The organism is Micromonospora sp. NPDC051924 (assembly GCF_055586005.1).
Map to the genome: position 1 here is coordinate 1 of NZ_JBVJJA010000005.1, position 23,410 is coordinate 23,410.

The following is a 23,410-nucleotide window of genomic DNA, read 5'->3' on the forward strand; positions in this document are numbered from 1 at the left end:
GTATAAATCAAATTGGCACTGGCTTATCAAGCACCCTGTTGAGTTCTCAAAGAACAACCACACACCATCCAGAAGCCCTACTACCGTAGAACCCCATCCGGGGCATTTCGTCCAACCGCCCCCGCCGCTCTCGCGCCGGGCACTTTTACTACGTTACCTCACCGTCTCCGCCGTGTCAAACCGTGTGTCCCGGTCTGTCATGCTTCGTACGGGTTGGCACCCGCTGAACTCGCGCAGCAACGAACCGTTGCGCTTGATCATCGGATTTGGCAGGCCGGCCGCTGCGGTCTCCCGCAAGCTCGTCCGTTTCCCTGCCGGTCGACAACCTTACCCGGTCGGTTCCGCTCCGCCAAATCCGCCCTGCGACGTTTCGGCGGACCCCGCCCGGACCGCGTCTTCCGAGAGCGCTGCTCCCGAGTGACCCGGCGCCAGTCCGGTTCGGCGCTCCCGGGCTTTTGTCCCGTTTGCCCCGTTCCGCGCTGGCAGAGAGAAAGTTACGCGGCCGCGGGTTTCAACGTCAAATCCGTGGGAAGCGTCCCGCGTCACATCATCATCAACTGGCTATCTTGCCTGGTCACGCGAGTGGACAGCGGCGGGGCGGAGGTCAGGCGGTGGGCCGGCGCCGCCGCGCGGCCAGCCAACCGCGCACACCGAGCACCCCGACGGCCGTACCGATGGCCAGCGAGGCCGCGATGAGAAGCGCGTGCACCCACAGGAATCCGGTCGCCCCACCCTCGCCGACCGTTCCGGTCGTCCAGGAGCGCGGGTCGTTCCAGATGGCGACCGCGAACCTCGGCCAGATCACCCAGGTCCAGACACCGACCCCGACGAGGAAGAGCGACCAGCCGCGCGACAGCACCATGGCTGGCCAGTATGCCAGCGGAAGCGGGCCGGCCGTCGGGGCGTCGCCGCAGCTCAGCACAACCACCCGTCCGCCCCGCAGGTTCTTCCCGCGCTGGCACCGCGACGGGCACGCGGCCGCCGGCCTGAACGCAGGTGGCCGCCCCACCGACGGGTGGGTTAGCCCGACCGGGGCGACGGGCATGTTCTCCGTCGTCGGAACGACGACATCGGAGGTGTGCTGTGCAGCCGTTCAATCCGTGGACCTGGCGGGACCCGTCCGCCCTCGCCGGCGGCTACGACCAGACCGGCCCGGAGGAGGTGCCCCGGCAGCGGGCGACGCACCACGCCGACGGCGGCCCGGACGCGCCGGGCCCGGGCACGCCGATCGACCTCACCGGCTACCGGGTCGAGGCAACCGACGGCCGGATCGGCTCGATCGACGCGGCGAGCGACGACGCCGGCACCCGCTACCTGGTGGTGGACACCGGGCCATGGATCTTCGGCAGGAAGGTGCTGCTCCCGGTCGGCACGGTGGCCCGGGTCGACCACCTGGACCGCGTCGTGCACGTGGACCGGACCCGGGACCAGGTGAAGGAATCGCCGGCCTTCGACCCGGACGACTTCGACCACCCCGAGTACCGGGAGCGGGTGGGCAGTTACTACGCCGAGAGCTACCGCCGGGACTGAGCCGGACCCACGGGACGCGGCGGCCGCGGTGCCGCCGCGTTCCTCTGTGCGCGAGGAGCGGTCGAGCGGCTACCGTGTCAGGCATGGTCCGGCCGAGCATCTGCACCCCGGAGACCGCCGACGGTCTCCCGGCGGCTGCCGCTCCGGTTCTCCCGGCCCGTGTCGACGACGGTCGGGAGCAGATCCTCGACGTACTCCGTGCCGGTGGGCTGCGGTTCCGCGCCGGCGGGCGATGGCGGCGCTCGTTCTGACGAGCCGACTCCACTGATTCCGGGTCCGAACCCGGGTCGTTTCCGCGCGCCCGCGCGTCCCAGCCACCGATCAGCACGAAAGGCGTACGACCATGTCCGCGACACGAATGCTCACCGGGGACCGCCCGACCGGGCGGCTGCACCTCGGCCACTACGTCGGCAGCATCGCCAACCGGGTGCGGCTGCACCAGCGGTACGAGAGCTTCTTCATCATCGCCGACCTGCACATGCTGACCACGAAGAACACCCGCGAGGACATCGAGCAGGTCTCCCGTAACGCCCGGGAGATGGTCACCGACATCCTCGCCGCCGGCGTCGAGCCGGACCGGGCCACCTTCTACCTCCAGTCGGCGATCCCCGAGGTCGGCGACCTGAACACCCTCTTCCAGAACCTGGTCACCGTGCCCCGGCTGGAGCGGGTCCCGTCGCTCAAGGAGATGAGCCGGGACGCCGGCAAGGAGGAGATGCCGTACGGGCTGCTCGGCTATCCCGTTCTCCAGGCGGCCGACATCCTCTGCGTGAAGGGGCAGGCCGTCCCGGTGGGGAAGGACAACGCCGCGCACGTCGAGGTGACCCGGGAGATCGCCCGGCGCTTCAACCACCTCTACGGCGAGGTCTTCCCGGTGCCCGAGCTGATCATGTCGGAGACGCCCAACCTGGTCGGCACGGACGGCCAGGGGAAGATGAGCAAGAGCAAGGGGAACGCGATCGCCCTCTCCGACGACGCGGCCACGGTGCGGCGCAAGGTGATGGGGATGTACACCGACCCGAACCGGGTCCGCGCCGACGTGCCCGGGACGGTGGAAGGGAACCCGGTCTTCGCCTACCACGACGTGTTCAACCGGGACCGGGCGCAGGTCGAGGAGCTGAAGGCGCGCTACCGGGCCGGCCGGGTCGGTGACGTCGAGGTCAAGGAGGCCCTGGCGGTGGCGCTCAACCGGTTCCTCGACCCGGTCCGGGAGCGGCGGGCCCGGTTCGAGGCGCAGCCGGGCCTGGTCGACGAGCTGATCTTCGAGGGCACCGAGCGGACCCGGGCCGAGGTCCGTCGCACCCTCGTCGAGGTCCGCCGGGCGATGGGCCTGACCAGCGCGTACACCCAGATGCGACGGCGGGCCGAGCGGTACCGCAAGGCGGTCGCCACGCCGGCCTGACGATTCGGGTACTCCGGCCGGCCGGTCCGGGGAAGGGTCTTGCACCGCCCCCGGGCCGGCCGGTTAGGCTGCTGGCATGACCAGCTCGCACGCGCTCCTGCCGACGTCCCCCGACGTCCAGCTCGGCGCGCTGCGACGCCGGCGGTCCCGCGACCGCCTGCGCTGAGCATTCCTCTCTTGCGACCGGCGGATCGAGCCGCCGGTCATCGCCGATCGTCCTCGGTCCGCCCGCATCCGTAGTCCGGTGATCCGCGTGCGGCGGATCCGAGCGAGATCGGCGTACCCATGGATCTGGAGAAACTGCTGACCGACCGGCTGGCGCCGGCGTTCGAGACGGTGGCCGGCGTACCGGTGGATCCGGTCGTCCGGCGCTCGCAGCGCGCGGACTTCCAGTCCGACGCGGCGCTGGCGCTGGCCCGGCGGCTCGGCCGGCCGCCGCGGGCGATCGCCGCGGAGGTGCTGGAGCGCGCGGAGCTGGCCGACCTGTGCGCCGCGGCGGAGGTCTCCGGGCCGGGCTTCGTCAACCTGACCGTCGCCGACGAGGCGCTGGGCGGCCTGGTCTCCGCGCTGGCCACCGACCCGCGGCTCGGGGTGCCGGAGTCGGACGCGCCGGAGACCGTGGTGGTCGACTACTCGGCGCCGAACGTGGCGAAGGAGATGCACGTCGGGCACCTGCGCTCGACGGTGATCGGCGACGCGGCGGCACGGCTGCTGGAGTGGCTGGGGCACCGGGTGGTCCGGGCCAACCACCTGGGCGACTGGGGCACCCCGTTCGGGATGCTGATCGAGCACCTGGTGGACCTGGGCGAGGCCGAGGCGACGCAGGAGCTCTCCATGGGCGACCTGGACGCGTTCTACAAGGCGGCGCGGGCCAAGTTCGACACCGACGAGGGGTTCCGCGAGCGGTCCCGGCGGCGGGTGGTGGCGTTGCAGGGCGGCGACGAGGCGACGCTCCGGCTCTGGCGGCTGCTGGTCGAGCAGTCCGAGCGCTACTTCCTGACCGTGTACGACCTGCTCGACGTGACCCTGACCGAGCGGGACTTCCACGGCGAGAGCAGCTACAACGACCTGCTCGACCCGGTGGTGGCGGACCTGGACCGGCTCGGGCTGCTGCGGGAGAGCAACGGCGCCGCCTGCGTCTTCCCGCCCGGGCAGGTGGGCCGGGACGGGGAGCCGCTGCCGCTGATCGTGCGCAAGTCCGACGGCGGTTACGGCTATCCGGCGACCGACCTGGCGGCGATCCGGCACCGGACCGGGACGCTGGGCGCGAGCCGCCTGCTCTACGTGGTCGGCCTGCCGCAGCGGCGGCACTTCGAGATGGTGTACGCGGCCGCGGCGCAGGCCGGTTGGCTGGTGCCGCCGGCCCGGGCGGAGCACGTCGGGTTCGGCTCGATCCTCGGGCCGGACGGGCGGATGCTGCGGAGCCGGGCCGGGGAGTCGGTGAAGCTGGTCGGCCTGCTGGAAGAGGCGGTGTCCCGGGCGACCGCGCTGACCCGGGAGCGGAACCCGGAGCTGGGCGAGACGGAGGCGGCCGAGGTGGGCCGGGCGGTCGGCATCGGCGCGGTCAAGTACGCCGATCTGTCCAGCGACCGGCACAAGGACTACGTGCTGGACTGGGAGCGGATGTTGGCGCTGGACGGGAACACCGCGCCCTACCTCCAGTACGCGTACTCCCGGATCCGGTCGATCTTCCGGCGGGCCGGGGTGGCGGCGCGACCGGACGCGGGGATCAGCCTGGCCGAACCCGCCGAGCGGGCGCTCGCGTTCGAGCTGGTCGGGTTCGGGACGGTGATCGCCGAGGTGGAGCGGAGCCTGGAGTTCCACCACCTGGCCGCCTACCTCCACCGGCTCGCCGCCGCGTTCAGCGCCTTCTACGAGCGCTGCCCGGTGCTGCGGGCCGACGAGCCGGCACGGGAGAGCCGGCTGGTGCTCTGCGAGCTGACCGCGCGGGTGCTGCGGCAGGGGCTGTACCTGCTGGGCATCCGTACGCCCGAGCGGATGTGACGGGATCAGCCGTTCGGCGGCACACCCGTCGAAGATCATCGAGCTAGGCTGCCCGCATCTGGCGCGTTCCGCGCCGCACCCATCAGGAGGACCTCTTTGGGTCGCAGTCTTCCGGCCGGTGCCCTGGCGACCACCCTCGCCCTCGGCCTGCTGGTCGCCCCGGCCGCACCGGCCGCCGCCGAAGCCGGCACCGCACCACGTGAGATCGCCGTCATCCCGGAAGGCGAGGCGACCTCGCCCGCGCACGAGGAGATCATCTTCGCGGGAAAGACCGGCTTCCTGCACCGCCACGACGCCTCACCCGACTACCTCTGGACCCGGTTCGACACCGGACAGACGGTGGTGGTCAAGGACCTGGCCGGGCTGGCACCGTCGGCGCTCAAGCCGGCGGGCGGCGACTTCGTCTCCACCACCATCCAGGTGCCGGCCAAGCCGGCGCCCGGCAAGGTCAGTGTGCTCGACCTGTCCGACCAGAGCTGGCAGCAGTGGGCGGTGCCGACCGGCTATTCCCTGCTCGGCATCTCCGGCCACACCATGGTGACCCGGAAGGCGGTGACCGCCACTCAGGCCGAGCTGCTCGCCTTCGCTTCGGACGGCACGTTCACCTCCACCCCGGTAACCGGCCTGCCGTCCGACGCGAGCGGCCCGTTCTCCGCGATGGTCGGCGACCTCACCTCGGTCGTGCTGCCATACTCCACCCCGGACAGCCAGCACTACGGGCTGCTCGACCTCGCCAGCGCCCGGATCGTGGAGATTCCGCAGGCCACCGTCGGCACCAACTCGAGCTGGCGGCTCTCCGGCGACACCGTGGCCTGGGTGTTCGACATCAACGGCAGCGGGACCTACCGCCTGTATTCACGCAGCGGCCTGATCGACGGCACCCAAACCGTGCCCAAGATGATCAACGCCCCATGGGACAGCGTCACCCGTTCCGTGGTGGTGGGCGACCGCCTGGTGACCAGCCGGTCCCAGACGACCCAGGTGGGAGGCTTCCAACCGCTGGTGAGCGTGCCCGGCAACGGCACGACCACCGTCCTGCCGAAGGTCGACTGGGGCAACACCGCGCTGGTCCAGGCACCGGACGGCACCGCCCTGGCGGTCGGCGGCACCGGCGCGAAGGACTGGGCGGTGCACCGGATCGCCGCGCAGCCGGGCCAGGAGCCCACCGCCAGCTCGCTGTTCCCGGTCCGCGATCCGGTGGAGAACGCCGGCCTGGTCTACCACCAGGGCCTGGTCCGGCACGCGCAGACGCAGGTCATCTCGAACACCGGCAACATCCAGTACGCGGTCTTCAACCACCCGATCTTCGACGATGGGTCGATCAGGGCCGGTGGTAGCCCGCTGCGCGGCGTCCGGCCGCAGGCCTGCGCCCCGGGGGTGTACTGCCTACGCATGATGGAGAGCAACAACGCGGGCGCCATCCACCTGTATCCGGCCGGGGACGCTGCCTGGGACGACCTGATCAGGTTCACCGACACCGCCTACAGTCCGCAGGCTGTCACGCTGCCGACCCGGAACGCGCGGCTCGTCGACGTCGGCGACCAGTACGCCGTGGTGAACGACCTCGAGTCGTACAGCCAGTACGTCTTCAACGTCAACGACGGCAAGCAGGTCCAGACCATGCTGCCGACGCTCGGCGCCGGACTCTGGTTCACCACCCTGTGGACCGCCGCCACCGCCAAAGGTCAGCTCAAGGCGATCGACCTGACCAGAGCGCAGCCCACCCGGACGGTCTTCACCGGGTCGGACTGCATTGCCACCGAGGTGCAGACCAGCGCCCGCTGGATCTACTGGGCCTGCGGCGCCACCGGCCCGGCCGGCGTGTACGACATACCGGGCAACCGGAACCTGAGCGTGCCGGCCGGGCCGGTGATGCTGGGCGACGGCTTCCTGGTCCGGCACGAGAACGGCGCGCTCCAGCTCACCGACTTCCACGACGGCACCGTGCAGCCGGCAGTGAAACTCGCCGACCTGCCCGTAGGCACCCCGGCCGACGGCCGCCGCGTCACCTGGACGGTCGACCGGCACGGCTCAGGCGTCGCGTACGTCGACGCGGACAACGCCGTGCACGTCCTCGACACCGGCGTGCCGAGCACCCCGCCGCAGCTCGGCAGCCAGTTCGTGACCAATCCCGTGTACCCCCGGTCGGCGGACCAGCAGTTCGCCGCCTTCCTCCGGGTGAGCCGGCCCCTGACCACCTGGGAGGTGACCATCACCCGCAAGTGGACGGGCGAGGTTGTCAACCGGCAGGGCGGCGGCGCCGCGCGGCAGGAGGTGCGGGCCTACTGGGACGGTCGCCTCGCCTCCGGCAAGGCCGCGCTGAACGGGCCGTACCGCTGGACCCTCAGCGGCACGACCGGTGCGGGCACGACCCCGGTGACGGTGGGCTCGGGCGAGTTCTCCGTGGGCTGCGGCACGTTCCCGTTCCGGGGCTACGACTGCTACGGCGGCCCGGGCCTGCTCGGCGTCAAGTCGACCGGCGAGGCCCACTGGTACGGCACCCGCCAGGACGGCACCGTGCCCGGCCGGCTCTACGACAACGGGTACACCGAGAAGTGGTGCCTGAGCTGCACCGGATCGGCGCGTACCTCGGCGCTGGTGCCGTTCGGCGACTACAACGGGGATGCGTACCCGGACCTGCTGGTCCGGGACGGCAATGGCTACCTCAAGGCGCACCTCGGTGTCGGCCAGCTGAACTTCGGCGGCCGGGCGACGAAGAGCCTGGGTGGCGGCTGGATGATGTACAAGTCGATCCTCGCGCCCGGCGACCTGAACGGCGACGGGCACGACGACATCCTGGGCGTCGACTCCTACGGCAAGCTCTGGCTGTACACCACCACCGGTACGGGCGGCATCAAGCCGCGGGTCCAGGTGGGCTCGGGCTGGAACATCTACACCCGGATCATCGCCGTCGGTGACGTGAACGGCGACGGCTACGGCGACCTGCTCGGCATCGACGGCACCGGGGTGATGTACCGGTACCTCAGCCCGGGCGGCAAGGGCTGGGCGGGCCGGACCAAGGTCTTCTCCGGCTGGAACATCTACAACTCGGTGGTCGCCATCGGCGACCTCAACGAGGACGGCCGCAACGACCTGGTGGCCCGGGACGCCTACGGCGTCCTCTGGTCCTACGCCGGACTCGGCAACGGCAGCTTCGCGGGCCGGGTCAAGGCCGGCACCGGCTGGAACATGTACAAGATCATCATCTGACCGACCACCTGACCGACCGCCCCCGGGCGCCAGCACGGCGACCGGGGGCGGTTCGTCGTTCCGGCGGTGCTCAACCCGCCGTCCAGGTCTGCACCTCGACCAGGTTGCCCTCCGGGTCCCGCAGATAGGCCGAGCGCACACCCCAGCCGGGTCGGTCGGCGGGCGCGGCGACCACCCTGTCCGCCGGTAGGGCAGCGACGGTGGCGTCGACGTCGGGCACGGGCACCACCACCAGGATCCCGCCGTCGCCCCGGCCGATCGGCAGCACCGCCTCGGCGGCCCGCCGGCCGAGCAGGGCAAGCACGGTCTCGCCACCCGCGTCGAAGCTGGCGTACTCGAAGTCGGCGACGACCTTCTCCGGCTCGCCGAGCAGGCCGGTGTAGAAGCGCAGGGTGGCCGGGAAGTCGTCGGTGACGACGCGGGGATGAACATTCATGCTCCGGACCCTAACCCCGTGGGCCGCCGCCACCCGGGTCACATTTTAAAAGTGTGGGAAACAAACGAAACAAACTGCACCGTACGCACCGTCCTGAAGGGACTTATGGCCCATGGATACGCGGTTCCGGGCGGTGTTAGAAAGAGAGCGACAAGGAAACGGCCGGCCGTTCGACGTGACCACAGTCACGCGGCTGGGCGGAGGTCGGCGACCGCCGGATCCGCAGCGCCGGCCAGTCCGCCGATCCCACGAGGAAGGGGTTCAGTCATGTCTGCCATGCTGCGCGCCATCGGTCGCGTCGTCACGGCGTTCGCGCTGCTCATCGGCGCTGGAGGTGGCGTCCTGGCGGTGGCCGGTCCGGCGCAGGCCGCCCGGAGCACCGCATATCAGGTCACCGTGGAAAGGACCGGCGGATTCGCCGGCGTCGACGATTCGTACACCGTTCTTTCCAGCACCGTTCACCTCGACACCACCGATCTGATGACGACGGTGAACGGCCGTGAATTCCGCGCTCTGGCATCGTCCTACCTGCCAGCGGACACGGGTGCCGACCGCTACTTCTACACGGTCAACGTGGCGTACACGAACGGGTATTCGAAAATTGTCACCACGGTGGACGGAGCGGACTCCCCCGCGGTCCTCTGGCAGGTCATCGACCTGACCATGCAGATCACGGTCGACGTGACCGCCGACCAGGCCGGCTGATCCCCGTCCCTGCCCCGGCCGGCCCGCACTGCGGGCCGGCCGGTCGACGGCGCGGATTGACCGCCATCGGCCGTTCGGCGGCACACGCGATCGCCGTCCGGCCGATACGCTCGCCGGATCTCCACGCGACCCGATCCCAGGAGGACCTTCTTGGGCCGCAGTCTCACCGCCGGCGCCTTCGCCACCACGGCCGCGCTGGCGCTGTCCCTCATCGTCACGCCGGGCACCCCGGCACTCGCGGCAGATCCGACGGCGCCCCGCGAGGTGACCGTCATCCCCCCGGACGCACCGACCGTCCTGCCGGTGGAACGGATCCGGTTCGCCGGGCGGACCGGCTTCCTGCACCAGCACAACGCCTCCAAGGACTACCTCTGGACCCGGTACGACACCGGCGAGACCATCGTGGTCAAGGACCTGACGGGTCTGCAGGTCGTGCTGAAGCCGGCCGGCGGGGACACGGTGTCCGTCCAGGGGACGGTGCCCGCGCACCCGACCGACGGCACCACCAACCTGCTCGACCTCAGCGACCTCAGCTGGGAACAGTGGAAGCTGCCGACCGACGGCACCCTGTACGGCATCTACGGCCGGGAGATGCTCGTCAGACTGGGCGAGCAGCTCGAGCTGCGGACCGTGGGTGCCGACGGCACGATCGTCCGGACCCGGCCGGTGACCGGCCTGCCCGACGGCGAGCGGCTGCTCAACCCCTCGCCGCTGGCCGATGACGGCGAGTCCTCCCTGGTCATCGAGGCCAGCACGATGGCGGGCTACTGGTACGGGGTCATCGACGTCGCGACCGCGAAGGCCGTCGAGATTCCCGGCGTCGACCTCGACACGCTGGCCACCTTCGCCGTCTCCGGTGACCACGTCGCCTGGATCGATCAGGACGACACGGTGCACGCGTACTCGCGGAGCGGCCTGCTCGACGGCACGAACACCACCGCCCGGACCGCCGGGCTGAGCGGCATCCAGTACGGGGTGGCCTTCGTCGGCGACCGGGTGCTCGGGGTCCTCAACCGGACGGACGGCAGGACGGAGGCTCCGGCGGTGATGGCACCGCTAGGCGGCAGCCAGCGCACCGTGCTACCGCTGGCGGCCCGGCCGGCCGTGTCGCTGATCCAGGGGCCCGACGGCACCGCGCTGCTGGTCGGCGGCACCGACTGGCGGGACTGGTCCGTGCGGCGGTTCGCACCGACCGGTGGGGAGCCGACCCAGGTGCCGGTGCTGCCGGTGCGTGACCCGGTCGAGACGGCCGCGCTGAGCTATCGGCACGGCGTGGTCCGCCGCGTCCAGTCCCAGGTGGCCCTCGGCCCCACCCAGTACGCGATCTTCCACCGCAACCTCGCCACCGACGACGGTTCCGGGGGCGCCGCCGGTTCCGTGTACGCCTCCGGCGCCCTGCTGGCCGACCGGGCCGCCACCTGCGCACCGCAGGTCAACTGCGTGCGGATGCTGGACCCCGGCTACAACGGCGTGCGCTACGTGACCCTGGGCACCAACGGCGAGACCACCCTGTGGCAGCAGGCCGGGTCCAAGTGGGCGACGGCGGTCCCCACCACGAACGGGCGGCTCGTCGACGCGGACGACCGCTACGCCATCGTCAACGGCGGCTCGCCCGCCAGCCAGTACGTCGTCGACACCGCCTACCGCAAGGTCGTCCGGACCGGGCCGATCACCGGCTCCGCCCTCTGGTACGACACTCTCTGGACGGCGACCGGCAGGGCCGGCGAGTTCGTCCGGCTCGCCCTCGGGGAGGGCGCGTCGAGCACTCCGCTGCGCACCGTCAGCACCGGCGCCACCTGCGTGGCGACCGAGGTGCAGGTGAGCACCCGCTGGCTGTACTGGTCCTGCGGCGCGTCCGGTCCGGCCGGGGCGTACGACCTGACGCTCAACCGGAGCGTCGCCCTGCCGGGCGGCCCGGCGACCCTGGGCGACGGCTTCCTGGTTCGGCACGACCCGGCCACCGGCAGCCTGCGCATGACCGACTTCCACGACGGCGCCGTCCGGCCGGAGGTCAAGCTGGCCGACCTGCCGGCGGGCCCGGTGGCGGACACCCGGGGCTACACCTGGTCCGTGGACCGGCTCGGTGCGGGGGTGGCGTACGCCGACCGCGACAACGCGGTGCACGTGCTCGACACCGGCGTCCCGTCGACTTCGCCGTCCGTCGGCCAGGTCACCGCGGTCGGGCCGGCCAACCCTCGTACGAACTCGCCCTGGTCCGGGCAGCTGCGGTTCACCCGACCGGTGTCTTCGTGGCAGGTGCGGATCACCCAGAAGACCACGGGCAGGACGTTCACCCTCGCCTCCGGCGGTCCGGTGCGCGACGGCGCGAACGTGAGCTGGAACGGGGTGATCCCCGGGAGCGGCTTCGCGCCCAACGGCGGCTACCGGTGGACCGCGACCGGCGCGGTGGACGGCGGTCCGACGGTCACCCTCGGCTCGGGCAGCCTGGTCTCCACCTGCGGCCTCTTCCCGTTCCGCACCTGGGACTGCTACGGCGGCCAGGCCCTGCTCGGGGTCACCTCGACCGGGGACGGCACCTGGTACGGCGAATCCCCGCAGACGGAGCCGGCCGGGCACCTCTACCGCATCTTCACCAGTGACTACTGGTGCCTGAGCTGCACGGGATCCGCCCGTACCTCCGCGCTGGTGCCGTTCGGCGACTTCAACGGCGACGGCCTGCCCGACCTGCTGGTCCGCGACGGCGACGGCGGGATGCGGGCGTACCTCGGCAACGGGAGCAACGGCTTCGCCCCCAGCGTCACCAAGTCCCTGAGCATGGGCAGGGGCTGGATGACGTACCGGGCGCTGCTCGCTCCCGGCGACGTGAGTGGGGACGGCCGCGCCGACCTGCTCGGCGTGGACAAGGAGGGCCGGCTCTGGCTGTACGCGCTGCCGGGCAACGGTGGCGTCAATCCGCGGGTGCAGGTCGGCTCCGGCTGGGGCAGCTACCCGAGGGTCATCGGGGCCGGCGACCTCAACGGTGACGGCTACGGCGACCTGCTCGGCGTCGACGGCACCGGAGTGATGTACCGCTACTTCAGCAACGGCAACAAGGGCTGGAGCGGCCGGGTCAAGGTCTTCTCCGGCTGGAACATCTACAACGCGATCGTTCCGATCGGCGACCTCAACCAGGACGGTCGGCACGACCTCGTCGCCCGCGACGCCAACGGCGTCCTCTGGTTCTACGCCGGCCTCGGCAACGGCTCGTTCGCGGCCCGGGTCAAGGCGGGTTCCGGCTGGAACATGTACAAGGTCATCGTCTGACCGGAACGGTCGGCGGAACGCCTCCCGGACGCACCGCGTCCGGGAGGCGCTTCCGTTTACCGATCCGAATCGGTCAATCACCGGACCGGCTGCAACCGGTCCGGACGTCAATGCGTGTGGGCTGCGACGGCCGAACGGAGCCGCACACGGGGAGTAGGAGAGGCGGCCTGATGTCATGGTGGTCGAGGAGTTGACGCTCACGTCCGACGGCGTCGAGGGATCGGACTTCGACGAGTTCTACCGCACCTGCTTCCGGGGACTGACTCTCCAGCTCTACGCCTACGTCGGCGATCTGACGGAGGCGCAGGACCTGGTCCAGGAGGCGTTCTGCCGGGCCTTCGAGCGATGGAAGAAGATCAGCCGGTACGACGACCCGAGCAAGTGGGTGCGGCAGGTGGCCTGGAACCTGGCCACCAGCCGGTTCCGCCGGCGTCGCACCGCCTCCGCCTTCCTGCGTCGGCAGCGGCAGGTCGTCGTGGACGGGCCGGAACCCGACCGGGTGGCCCTGGTCCGTGCGCTGTCCGCCCTCCCGGCCACCCAACGGCGAGCCGTGGTGCTGCACCACATGGCCCAGCTCTCCGTCGCCGAGATTGCCGCCCAGGAGGGCGTACCCGAAGGAACGGTCAAGTCCTGGCTGAGCCGCGGACGAGCGGCGCTGGCCAGTCAGTTGAGAGGGGACGTGTGATGACCGAGCACGACGACGAGCTGCTGATCGACCGCGCGTTCGACGATTTCACCGCCGACCTGGCGCCGGCGGTGTCCGCCCCTGGCGGGGTACGCGCCGAGGTGGCCCGGCGCCGCCGCAACCGCGTGGTCACGCTGATCGCCACCACCGGCCTGGTCGTGGTGCTGCCGGCCGGAGCGTTCATGGGGACCGGCCGGGGGCAGCCAGACCTGACCGGCGCGAGCGCCTCCCCGGTGGTGAGCGAGACGTCGGCGTCTCCCGCGCCGAGCGCCAGCGCCTCGGCCACCGGCGCGCCGACGCCGACCGCGTCCGCGTCGGCGGGGCCCGACCGGACGATCACCCTGGCGCAGCTGACCGCCGCCGCGGTGGGCGTGCCGGCGTGGCCGTGGAGCGGCGCGGACCAGGTGAGCTGTGCGAGTGGCCGGGTGCAGCTCCGCCCGTCCGGGGACGTGTCGGCGTCCCGGGTGGGGGTGGTGGCGATGGTCCGGGCCGATCTGGACGACGACTCCGCGTCGGAGACCGCGGCCCTGCTGCGCTGCGGGTACGGGGCGGAGCAGGTGGTCGCCTTCGATCGGGACGACTCCGGCCGGATCATCACGCTCGGCCAGGTGGTCGCGACCGACCAGGGCACCCCGGCCATCGTCCGGATGGCCGGGCGTACCCGGGGCGGGGTGACGGCCACCGTCGCCGACACCCGGGCTGCCGATGTCCAGCAGCGCCAGGACCGGTCGTACGCCTGGAACGGCCAGCGGTTCACGCAGGTCGGCGGTCCGCGAGCCTTCCCGCGCGTGACGCATCCCGCGGACCTGGGCCTGACGGTGGCCGAGCCGGTGGCGCAGCCGGTCACCGGGGCGTGCGACGGCCAACTGCGGGAGGTGTCGGTCACCTTCACCGTGAAGAACCACAGCACCTACCGCTCTGGCCGCTTCTACCTCGAGTGGCGCGGCGGCGCCTTCCTGCCGAACGGCGAGTACGCCTCGCCCTACTGGCTGGACACCCCGGGGGATCCGGCGACCGACGGCGGCTACCGCGCACTGGAGCGGGGGGAGAGCGTGCAGCTCACCTACACGTTCAAGATCGACGCCTGCGTCACGGACTGGGGCTTCACCACCGACATCCACAGCGACACACCGGATCCTGACGACTCGAACAACCACGTCGTCTGGCGGCTCCAGATCGGCTGACCAGCGGGGCCGGCCCGTCGTGGCACGAAGGGCCGGCCCCTTCCTCCTGCTTGGAGTGCGCGGCCGGCACCGCCGTCGCTGGAAGGCTTCCGTCGGATGTGCGTCTGTTGTGGACCGTGACCGTACCGACCGTAGTCATCGTCGCGGATGCGGTGTTAGTCTTCCCCGGCCAGACATGATCACGGTAAGCGACCGGGGGACACATGGGGGCCGGCGTTCCGAGCGCGGGAGGATTGCTGGATCCGGACGGCGCCATGGATCGGCTGGCGGCGTGGAAGGGTCGGATCGACCAGCTCGCGGCCGACACCAAGGCGATGAGTGACCGGCTCCAGGAGCTGCGGGTCACGGTTGCCGACGGCAACGGGCTGGCGGAGGTCACGGTCGACTCCACCGGGGGGTTGCTCGACCTGCGGCTGGGTCCGCGGATCCACCGGGTCGCACCCGACGTCGTCGCCAGGACGATCATGGACACGATCCGCGAGGCCAAGCGGCAGCTCGCCGACCGTTCGCAGGAGATCATCGCCGACACCGTGGGCACCGAGTCGGCCGCGGCGCGGGCGATCGCCGAGCGGGTCGGGCAGCAGTTGCGCGACACCGATCCCGCCGACGACGGCCCCGACGACCAGTACGGCCGGTGGTGAGCGGGATGGCCGACGGTTTCGCGGTCGACGCGGAGCAGATCCGCGCGCACGCCCGCAACGTCGACGCCCTGAAGGGGCGCTTCGACGCGGTCAAGACCGCCAGCGCGCACATCGCCCAGAACGACGAGGCGTACGGGCTGCTCTGCTCGTGGATGCCGGCCGTCCTCGAGGGCCGGCACAAGCGGCAGGACGAGCTCATCGCGTACGTCGAAGAGAACCTGTCGCTGGTCGTGCAGGGGCTGCGGAAGACCGCCGACAACTACGACAACGCCGACTCCGACGCCGACACCACGATCCGCAAGGCGGGTGGCGGCCTGACGAGGTCGGCACAATGACCGACACGTCGCTGATCGCCGACGTCCAGTCCACCCGCAAGCCGTGGACCGGGGCCGCCCTGGCCGACAGCTTCCAGGGGCTGGTCGACGCCATCCACAGCGAGGGTTGGGTCGACGACCTGATCGCGGGCGCGGCGTTCGGGGTCGAGGTCGCCGCCACCGTGATGGACCCGTTCAGCGCGCTGCTGGCCAACGGGCTCGGCTGGGCGATGGAGTACTTCGAGCCGCTGCGGCAGGTCCTCGACGAACTCGCCGGCATGCCCGACGTGGTCGCCTCGCACGCGGCCACCTGGGACAACATGGCCGCCGCGCTGCAGAGCATGGCCACCGACCTGAAGGCCTTCGTCGAGGGCGACATGCCGCACTGGCAGGGGCGGGCCGCCACGGCGTACCACAACCTGATGGAACACAACGTGGAGGCCATCAACGGGCTCGGTGGGACCTCCGCCGCGATGGCCGCCGCCACCCAGGCCGCCGGGAACCTGGTGATGTTCACCCGCGACATCGTCCGGGACCTCATCGCCGACCTGGTGGCCCGGGTGATCGTGTGGGCGGTCGAGGCGATCTTCGTGGTCACGATCCCGGTGATCGCCTCGCAGATCGCGGCGGCCGTGGTCAAGTGGGCCGGGCGCATCCTGACGTACGTCATGGCTCTGATCACCAGCCTGACCAACCTCTCCAAGCTTCTGGACGGCTAGGCGCGACGATGGCGAAACCCCACACCCCGCACGGCGGCGGGCACGGTGACGGTGGACCGTCCCGTCCCCACGGCGAGGGCGACGGCGAGGGCGAGGGCGGTACCCCGTCCGGCCGACGGCGCAGTACCACCGAGGTCCCCGAGAACGTCAGCCGAGCGCAGGAGACGGTCGCCGAGGAGGCGCGGCAGGGCCGCCCGGGCGGCGACGAGGGCGGCTCGCAGGGCAGACCCTCGGGCAGCGACGACGGGTACCAGACCCCCAAACCCGGCACTCCGGAGTACGACAGTCGGGTGCAGGAGCTCGCCGCCGACCCGGCCCACAATGGAAAGGTCAGCGCCAAGTCACGCCGGGAGGCGGAGGTCGGGCTCGAGGCCGAGGCGCAGGGCAAGATCCCTGGCCCGATTCAACGCGCCGAGCTCGACAATTCCGATCCGGCATTCCAGAAGGACCAGGGCGAGTTCGTCGACTCCAACGGCGACAACTGGGACGTCAAGAGCCCGGTGGACACCTTCCCGGCCGGGCGGCAGGCTGGCCAGCCGATGCCGGAGGGGACGAAGGGGCGTTACAACGGCGACGAGTTCGAGCAGAAGCTCACCGACGAGGTCGCCGGCGGTCAGCGTGTCATCATCGACAGCAAGAACCTGTCGCCGAGTTCGCTGGCCGACCTCAAGGGGCGGGTCGCCGGCAACACGGACTTGGACGGCAAGGTGGTGTTCCTCGAATGAGCAGGTACAAGCAGAGCAGCGCGGACGTGATCCGTTGGCCAGACAATCCCGAGGCCAGGGAGGCGCTGGAGGAGTGGTTCGCCGCCGTTGCGTCGGACGCCACGTCTTACCTGTCGGGTGATTTCCTGGACTTCCGGGGCGCGGACCTCAGCACCTTCGACCTCACGGACGCCTACCTGGCAAGTGCATGCCTGACCGGCGTCCGCTTCGAGGACGCCAATCTCGGCGGCGCGAACCTGACCAACGCGGAGCTCGAGGACGCCGAGCTGAGTTTTGCCGACCTGGCCAAGGCGGAGATGGTCGGCTGCTCCGCCACGAACGCCCGCTTCCGGGGAGCGCGACTGTTCGCGGCGGAGCTCGACGAAGCCGTCCTGGCGGGGGCCGATCTCAGTCACGCGATCCTCAACTCGGCCAAGCTCTACAAGACCGATCTGCGCGGCGCCAAGCTTGACTTCGCGAGCATGCGGTGGTGCACCCTCGGGGGCAGGAACATGCCCGCGATCCTCAGCGGAGCAAGGATGTTCGGTGTTCAGCTCGAAGGCGCGAAGGGCGCTGTCGTCGGCCCGGTCCTCGTCGACGAGCACGGCGCCCAGTCGCTCGACGGCGCCGAACTCGAGGCGTGGTTCGTGGAGCGGGGCGCAGAGAGCATCCAGGTGCTGTCCGCGCCGCGCTGACGCCGTACCAGGCCGCCGCGCGGCTGGTGTGGACCGGCTGAGGCGCGGTGCAGCGACCGGCCACCGCGTCACCACGGCCCGCGCCGACAGCGGACGGGTCACTGCCGTTCCTTTCGGGCGATGGCCTCGCGCCAGATCAGCCCGACGATGCTCGGCCTGACCGCCGTGGTGATCACCGCCATGGCCCGTCGCACGAACCGGTCGTCGGTCAGCTGCGCCACCATGCTCGCTGCCAGGTCGGTCCGCGACGTGAACAGCCCGTCCGCGACGTTCTCCGCGACCTGGTACGCCGTGGCGGAGGGGTGATCGAACAGCCCGGACGGCCGCACGAGCGTCCAGTCCAGGCCGCTGTCCCGGACGACGGCCTCCATGCGGCGCATGTCCTCGTGGGCCGTACGGCCGAACCTGCGGTTGAACAGCGGGTCCATCACGTTGTTGAAGAAGAACTCCCCGGTCGGCCGCCACGTCGGGTCCATGACGCTGGAGCTGATCGTGATCAGCCGCCGCACGCCGTGCCGGTGCATCGCCGCCACGATGTTCGCGTTGCCCCGCGAGTAGACGGTGACCGGCTTCGGGGTGAGCGGGACGCCCAGACTCGACAGGACGGCATCACTGCCGGCGACGGCCCGTCCCACGGCCTCGGGGTCGGCGACGTCGGCGGTGACCACGGTGAGACTGGGTCGGGGCTGGACGGCGCCGGGGCGGCGGGTGACGGCGGTGACCTCGTGGCCGGCGGCGAGGGCCTGCGCGGTCAGCCGGCGGCCGGTCGGGCCGGTGGCGCCGAAGACGACGGTACGCATCTGTTCGTTCCTCCTCGTGGGTTGACGGCGTTGACCGTGCCGCGCGAGGAGCGCAATATTCAACTGTGCTGAATAAAACCCGGGGCCGGCCGCGCGGCAACCCCGACACCAAGGCCCGCATCTCCGCCGCCGCCCGTGAGCTGTTCCTGCGGCACGGCTACCAGGGCACCACGGTCCGCGCGATCGCCGCCGCCGCCGGGGTCGACTCAGCGCTCATCAGCTACCACTTCGGCTCCAAGCAGGGCCTCTTCGGCCAGTCGCTGAACCTGCTGTGCGTGGAGTCCGACGCCCTCGACGAGGCCCTGCCGGGCGACCGGGCCGGCCTCGCCGACCGGCTCCTCGTTGCCATCACGACCCTCTGGGACGCCACCGCGCCCACCGAGAACCGGATGGCGCTGGCGGACGACGACACGATGCGCGCCTTCCGCGGCTACCTGGACAGTGAGCTACTCGTCCGCGTTGCTGAATTTCTCGGCGGCCCCGACGCGACCGAGCGTGCCACCGCGGCGGTCGGGGTGATCGGGGGCCTGATCTTCACCCGCTACCTGAACCCGATCCCGGCCATCGCCGGCCTCCCGTCGACCGACGTCCGGCGGGTCTTCGCCCCGGCGCTGCGCGCGGCCCTGCACCCCCGGGCGGTCCGACACTGGTAACGACGGCCGAGCGGGGCCGAAATCAGCCGTTCGGCGGCACGTGCCCCTGGCGTTCGGCCGTTAGGCTGCGCGCATCTGTGCGCGTTCCGCGCAGTTCATCCCAGGAGGATCCCCTTGGGCCGCACAATCCCGGCAGGCGCCCTCGCGGCCACCCTCGCGCTCGGCCTGCTGACCATCCCGGCCGCTCCGGCCACCGCCGAGGCCGGCACCGCTCCCCGCGAGATCGCCGTCATTCCCGAAAGCCCCCCGACCGCCCTGGCGAACGAGACACTGGTCTTCGCCGGACGGACCGGCTTCCTGCACCGGCACAACAACTCACCCGACTACCTCTGGACCCGTTACGACACCGGCGCGACCGTGGTGGTCAAGGACCTGGCAGGGGTGGCCTCGACGGCACTGAAGTCGGCGGGCGGTGACAGCGTCTCCACCACCGCGCAGGTGCCCGCCAAGCCGGCACCCGGCAAGGTGAGCGTGCTGGATCTGTCGGACCAGAGCTGGCAGCAGTGGGAGATTCCCACCGACTACGCGCTCTGGGGTGTCTACGGCCAGCGGATGCTGCTCCGCCCGTCGGGGACCGACCTGAGGCTGGAGCTGCGTACGTTCGCCGAGGACGGCAGCTCGACGACGGCACCGGTGACCGGCATCCCGAGCGGTGCGACGTCGATGGGCCTCCCACGGGCCGCCGACCTCACCTCGGCCGTCATCACGTACACGGCCGACGGCAAGACGTTGTCCGGTCTCCTCGACCTTCCCACCGCCACCGTCATGCCGATCCCGGGCGCCCCCTACACCTCGATCTGGCGCCTCTCAGGCGACACTGTGGCCTGGGGGACGATTGGCGGCACGTTCGAGCTCTACTCGCGTACGGGCCTGACGAGCGGCACGGACACGTCCGCGCGGGTGGTGACCGTGCCGCAGGACAGCGTCCTGCGCAGCGCCGTCGTGGACGGTGGCATGGTGATCAGCCGGTTCACCAACACGAATGACTACTACCCGGCGATCAGCGTGCCCGTGCAGGCCACGGCTCCCCGGCCCACGCTCCTGCCGAAGATCGCGCCGGCGCTGTCGGCACTCATCCAGGCGCCGGACGGGGCCGCACTGGCCGTCGGTGGTTCCGGCAGCAGTGACTGGGCGGTACACCGGATCACCGGCCAGCCGGGACAGACGCCCACCGTCACGCCGGTTCTTCCGGTGCAGGACCCCGTCGAGAACGCCGGCCTGACGTACGACCAGGGCCTCGTCCGGCACGTCCAGACCCAGGTCTCACCGACCACCGGGGCGAACCAGTACGCCGTCTTCAGCCACCCGATCTTTCCGGACCGCACCATCACGGCCAAAGGCATCATCCTTCCGGCCACCACCGCGACCTGCGCGTCCGACACACCCTGCCTACGCCTGACGGAGGGCAACACGTGGGGCGCGGCCGCTCTGCTGCGAGAAGCCGCCGGGACGGACACGGCGTACGTGGTCAACGACGCCACCTCCTCAGCCCAACAAGCGGTCCTGCCGACGACCAACGGGCGGATCGTCGACGCCGGTGGCGAGTACGTCCTGGTCAACGACGGCCAGACGGGCAACCAGTACGCCCAACAAATCCGATCGTCCTCGCCCACCTGGACCGCGCCGATCCGGGGAGCCAGCCTCTGGTTCAACACGCTCTGGGCGGCGACCGGCACCGCCGGCCAGCTCAAGGCGACCTACCTCCTCACCAAGCAGTCCACCCGTACCGTCTCGACGGGTGTCGCGTGCGTGCCGACGGACGTGCAGGCCACCGCCCGCTGGCTCTGGTGGGCGTGCGGCGCGACCGGCCCCGCCGGCGTCTACGACCTGCAGAACAACCGGAACATCCCGGTCCCCGCCGGACCGGTCCTGCTGGGTGACGGGTTCCTCGTCCGGCACGAACCCGCCTCGGCGAGCCTGCAGATGACCGACTTCCACGACGGCACCCTGCAATCCCCGGTGAAGCTCGCCGACCTGCCGGTCGGAAAGCCGGCCGACGGCCGCGGTGTCACGTGGGTCGTGGATCGGCACGGCTCCGGCGTCGCGTACGTGGACGCGAACAACAACGTGCACGTCCTGGACACCGGCGTGCCGGGTACGGCGCCGCAGATCGGTGACGTCTCAGCGAGCTCCTCGCTCTCCCCGCGATCGACCGGCCAACTCTGGCAGGCATGGATTCAGTCCAGCCGCCCGCTCTTCACGTGGGAGCTGACGATCAGGCGAAAGTGGACCGGCGAACTGGTTCACCGCGAGACCGGCAGCATGGCCCGGCGGAACGTGAACAGCTCGTGGGACGGCAGGCTGCCGTCCGGCGAAATGGCCCTCAACGGTGCCTACACCTGGGCCCTGAGCGGGACGGCGACCGACACCTCCGCCGCGGTGACGGTGGGCTCGGGCGACGTCGTCGTCAGCTGCGGCACGTTCCCGTTCCGCGGGTACGCCTGCGACGGCGGGCCCGGGCTCCTCGGCGTGAAGTCGACCGGCGAGGCCCACTGGTACGGGACACATCCCCTGGCCACCGCTCCCGGCCGTCTCTACGACAACGGACACACCGACGACTGGTGCCTGAGCTGCACCGGCTCGGCGCGTACCTCGGCGCTGGTGCCGTTCGGTGACTTCGACGGTGACGCCGTACCTGACCTGCTGGTCCGGGACGGCAACGGTGGCATGAAGGCGCACCTGGGCATCGGCCAGCTGTACTTCGGTGGCCGGGCAACGAAGAGCTTGGGCGGCGGTTGGATGATGTACAAGTCGATCCTCGCCCCCGGCGACGTGAACAGCGACGGGCACGACGACATCCTCGGCATCGACACCTACGGCAAGCTGTGGCTGTACACCACCACCGGCAACGGGGGCATCAACCCCCGCGTCCAGGTCGGCTCGGGCTGGAACACCTACAAGCGGGTCATCGGCGCCGGAGACCTCAACGGCGACGGCCACGGCGACCTGCTCGGCATCGACGCCTACGGCGTCATGTACCGCTACTTCAGCAACGGCAACAAGGGCTGGAGCAGCCGGGCGAAGGTCTTCTCCGGCTGGAACATCTACAACTCGGTGGTCGCCATCGGCGACCTCAACGAGGACGGCCGCAACGACCTGGTGGCCCGGGACGCCTACGGCGTCCTCTGGTCCTACGCCGGACTGGGCAACGGCAGCTTCGCCCCCCGGGTCAAGGCCGGCACCGGCTGGAACATGTACAAGATCATCATCTGACCCGTTCCTGGCCGCCCCCGGATCCGACGCGTCCGGGGGCGGCCCTTTCCCGGCCCCGCCCCCGCGCTTCGTCGACTCGTAGGCGAAGGGGCGGCCGTGCGGGTCAACACGATCAAGGGCCGGTTTCCCGTGCTGGGAAACCGGCCCTTGATCTGCTGCGCGCCCGAAGGGACTCGAACCCCTAACCTTCTGATCCGTAGCCTCGGCGGGGTCGTCTGGAACGGTCCGCCTACGGTGTCCGCCCCTGGTGATACGCCTCCCCTTGTCCGCGCTCGTCCTGGGCGGGCCGGCCGCGTTGCTGTCAACCGTTGCTGTCGAAGGGCCCCTCGACTTGCGCCAGCTCGGTGACAAGGTCGTCCGACGCTCGCAGCGGCGCCAAGAGAGCGCGCACGTACGCAATCCGCTCCTGCCGATCTAGTCGCTAGTCGGCCCGGCCCGGTCGCGGTAGCCTGCCTCACCGTGACTGACGACTGGGACAAGATCTACAACGGCGGCTGCGCTCCGCCGGTCGAGGGCGACCTCGACGAACTGGCTGCCGAACTCGCGATGTGCTTGGGCGACCCCGACCCCCAGGTGCGCGACGGCACGCCGTACGTGGTGCTGCGCACCTGGATCGCGCGCGACGTCATCGACGGCGAACGGCGAGCCTGGCTCGGCGACCGCATGGCGGAGCGCTTCACGGACCCACGCATTGAGGCCCGCGCGTTTGCGCCCCTGGTCCTCGACATGATCGTCAGCCGGGGTGACCTACGCCCCAGTTGGCAGGAGGCGTTTGCACGGTGGTACCCGGCCGAGACGGACCTGCGGGGCCACGATGACAAGCTGGGCTGGCTGCACGCGGTCGCCCACGGCGCGGACCTGCTCGGTACGCTCGGCCGCCACCCCGAGGTCGACCCGGTAGCGATGCTCGACCTCGCCGCTGCGCGGATACTCGCCCCCACCGCCCACGTGTACGCCGAACGCGAGGACGACCGGCTCGCTAGCTCGATCGCGCTGACGCTCACCCGCCCCGAGCTTTCTCCGCCACAATCGGTGGCATGGCTCGATCCGATCGAGACGGAACTCAAGCGCTTCACCCGCGGCGTCACCCCGGCACACGTCTCCAACGCCCTGCGCACCCTGCGGATGCTCTACATCCACGCCGACCTCGGCGTGCCCGAGCAGCACGGCGGACCTCGCAACCAGATCACTCATCGTGACGTGGTCAAGACGCGGCTGGTAGAGATGGTGGGATAGGCGGGCGGGGCGCCG

General features: G+C 70.9%; 20 protein-coding genes. 17 read left to right on the top strand and 3 right to left on the bottom strand.

Annotated elements, in window-relative coordinates:
• Positions 1-604: 604 nt before the first annotated feature.
• Complete coding sequence (locus ACZ6S5_RS04990; protein ID WP_465997858.1) at positions 605-862, bottom strand: SCO4848 family membrane protein; 258 nt, start codon at positions 860-862, stop codon at positions 605-607.
• 221 nt (positions 863-1,083) lie between these two features.
• On the opposite strand from ACZ6S5_RS04990, the gene ACZ6S5_RS04995 reads away from it, so the two are divergent.
• The 5 genes from ACZ6S5_RS04995 to ACZ6S5_RS05015 all read left to right on the top strand — a co-directional run bounded on the left by ACZ6S5_RS04995 (position 1,084) and on the right by ACZ6S5_RS05015 (position 8,146).
• On the top strand, positions 1,084-1,530 hold the full coding sequence (locus ACZ6S5_RS04995; protein WP_465997860.1) for a PRC-barrel domain-containing protein: 447 nt from the start codon (positions 1,084-1,086) through the stop codon (positions 1,528-1,530).
• 83 nt (positions 1,531-1,613) lie between these two features.
• On the top strand, positions 1,614-1,781 hold the full coding sequence (locus tag ACZ6S5_RS05000; protein WP_465997862.1) for a hypothetical protein: 168 nt from the start codon (positions 1,614-1,616) through the stop codon (positions 1,779-1,781).
• Between the two features lie 92 nt (positions 1,782-1,873).
• Complete coding sequence (trpS, locus tag ACZ6S5_RS05005) at positions 1,874-2,932, top strand: tryptophan--tRNA ligase (protein ID WP_465997864.1); 1,059 nt, start codon at positions 1,874-1,876, stop codon at positions 2,930-2,932.
• A 285-nt stretch (positions 2,933-3,217) separates the two neighbouring features.
• Entirely contained in the window at positions 3,218-4,936 is a 1,719-nt protein-coding gene (gene argS / locus ACZ6S5_RS05010) for an arginine--tRNA ligase (protein ID WP_465997866.1), read from the top strand.
• 96 nt (positions 4,937-5,032) lie between these two features.
• Positions 5,033-8,146 carry an FG-GAP repeat domain-containing protein gene (locus ACZ6S5_RS05015; RefSeq protein WP_465997868.1) on the top strand — a complete coding sequence of 1,038 codons (3,114 nt, stop codon included), beginning with the start codon at positions 5,033-5,035 and terminating at the stop codon, positions 8,144-8,146.
• Positions 8,147-8,216: 70 nt separating this feature from the next.
• On the opposite strand, the gene ACZ6S5_RS05020 is transcribed toward ACZ6S5_RS05015, so the two are convergent.
• Positions 8,217-8,582, bottom strand: coding sequence for a VOC family protein (locus ACZ6S5_RS05020; RefSeq protein ID WP_465997870.1), 366 nt, complete (start codon positions 8,580-8,582; stop codon positions 8,217-8,219).
• A gap of 276 nt (positions 8,583-8,858) precedes the next feature.
• On the opposite strand from ACZ6S5_RS05020, the gene ACZ6S5_RS05025 reads away from it, so the two are divergent.
• The 9 genes from ACZ6S5_RS05025 (at position 8,859) to ACZ6S5_RS05065 (ending at position 17,493) form a co-directional block, all read left to right on the top strand.
• Entirely contained in the window at positions 8,859-9,287 is a 429-nt protein-coding gene (locus ACZ6S5_RS05025; protein ID WP_465997872.1) for a hypothetical protein, read from the top strand.
• A gap of 150 nt (positions 9,288-9,437) precedes the next feature.
• Positions 9,438-12,551, top strand: a complete 3,114-nt coding sequence (locus tag ACZ6S5_RS05030) for an FG-GAP repeat domain-containing protein (RefSeq protein WP_465997874.1) — start codon at positions 9,438-9,440, stop codon at positions 12,549-12,551.
• A gap of 175 nt (positions 12,552-12,726) precedes the next feature.
• Positions 12,727-13,236 carry a SigE family RNA polymerase sigma factor gene (locus tag ACZ6S5_RS05035; RefSeq protein ID WP_465997876.1) on the top strand — a complete coding sequence of 170 codons (510 nt, stop codon included), beginning with the start codon at positions 12,727-12,729 and terminating at the stop codon, positions 13,234-13,236.
• A complete protein-coding gene (locus ACZ6S5_RS05040) occupies positions 13,236-14,420 on the top strand; it encodes a hypothetical protein (RefSeq protein ID WP_465997878.1) in 1,185 nt (394 codons plus the stop codon). The genes ACZ6S5_RS05035 and ACZ6S5_RS05040 overlap by 1 nt, the downstream gene beginning before the upstream one ends.
• A gap of 254 nt (positions 14,421-14,674) precedes the next feature.
• On the top strand, positions 14,675-15,061 hold the full coding sequence (locus tag ACZ6S5_RS05045; RefSeq protein WP_465997880.1) for a YbaB/EbfC family nucleoid-associated protein: 387 nt from the start codon (positions 14,675-14,677) through the stop codon (positions 15,059-15,061).
• A gap of 5 nt (positions 15,062-15,066) precedes the next feature.
• Entirely contained in the window at positions 15,067-15,396 is a 330-nt protein-coding gene (locus ACZ6S5_RS05050; RefSeq protein WP_465997882.1) for a type VII secretion target, read from the top strand.
• A complete protein-coding gene (locus tag ACZ6S5_RS05055; RefSeq protein WP_465997884.1) occupies positions 15,393-16,094 on the top strand; it encodes a WXG100 family type VII secretion target in 702 nt (233 codons plus the stop codon). Before ACZ6S5_RS05050 ends, ACZ6S5_RS05055 begins: the two co-directional genes overlap by 4 nt.
• 8 nt (positions 16,095-16,102) lie before the next feature.
• Positions 16,103-16,819: a hypothetical protein gene (locus ACZ6S5_RS05060; protein WP_465997886.1), complete on the top strand. Its 717-nt coding sequence runs from the start codon at positions 16,103-16,105 to the stop codon at positions 16,817-16,819.
• Positions 16,816-17,493, top strand: a complete 678-nt coding sequence (locus ACZ6S5_RS05065) for a pentapeptide repeat-containing protein (RefSeq protein ID WP_465997888.1) — start codon at positions 16,816-16,818, stop codon at positions 17,491-17,493. Before ACZ6S5_RS05060 ends, ACZ6S5_RS05065 begins: the two co-directional genes overlap by 4 nt.
• Before the next feature lie 98 nt (positions 17,494-17,591).
• On the opposite strand, the gene ACZ6S5_RS05070 is transcribed toward ACZ6S5_RS05065, so the two are convergent.
• Positions 17,592-18,293: an NAD(P)-dependent oxidoreductase gene (locus ACZ6S5_RS05070; RefSeq protein WP_465997889.1), complete on the bottom strand. Its 702-nt coding sequence runs from the start codon at positions 18,291-18,293 to the stop codon at positions 17,592-17,594.
• A 65-nt stretch (positions 18,294-18,358) separates the two neighbouring features.
• Here ACZ6S5_RS05070 and ACZ6S5_RS05075 point away from each other — a divergent pair, with 65 nt between their 5' ends.
• From ACZ6S5_RS05075 to ACZ6S5_RS05085, 3 genes are all read left to right on the top strand, one after another.
• Positions 18,359-18,946, top strand: coding sequence for a TetR/AcrR family transcriptional regulator (locus ACZ6S5_RS05075; RefSeq protein WP_465997891.1), 588 nt, complete (start codon positions 18,359-18,361; stop codon positions 18,944-18,946).
• A gap of 114 nt (positions 18,947-19,060) precedes the next feature.
• Positions 19,061-22,159, top strand: a complete 3,099-nt coding sequence (locus ACZ6S5_RS05080; protein WP_465997893.1) for an FG-GAP repeat domain-containing protein — start codon at positions 19,061-19,063, stop codon at positions 22,157-22,159.
• 459 nt (positions 22,160-22,618) lie between these two features.
• Positions 22,619-23,395, top strand: coding sequence for a DUF2785 domain-containing protein (locus tag ACZ6S5_RS05085; protein ID WP_465997895.1), 777 nt, complete (start codon positions 22,619-22,621; stop codon positions 23,393-23,395).
• The last annotated feature ends 15 nt before the right edge of the window (positions 23,396-23,410 follow it).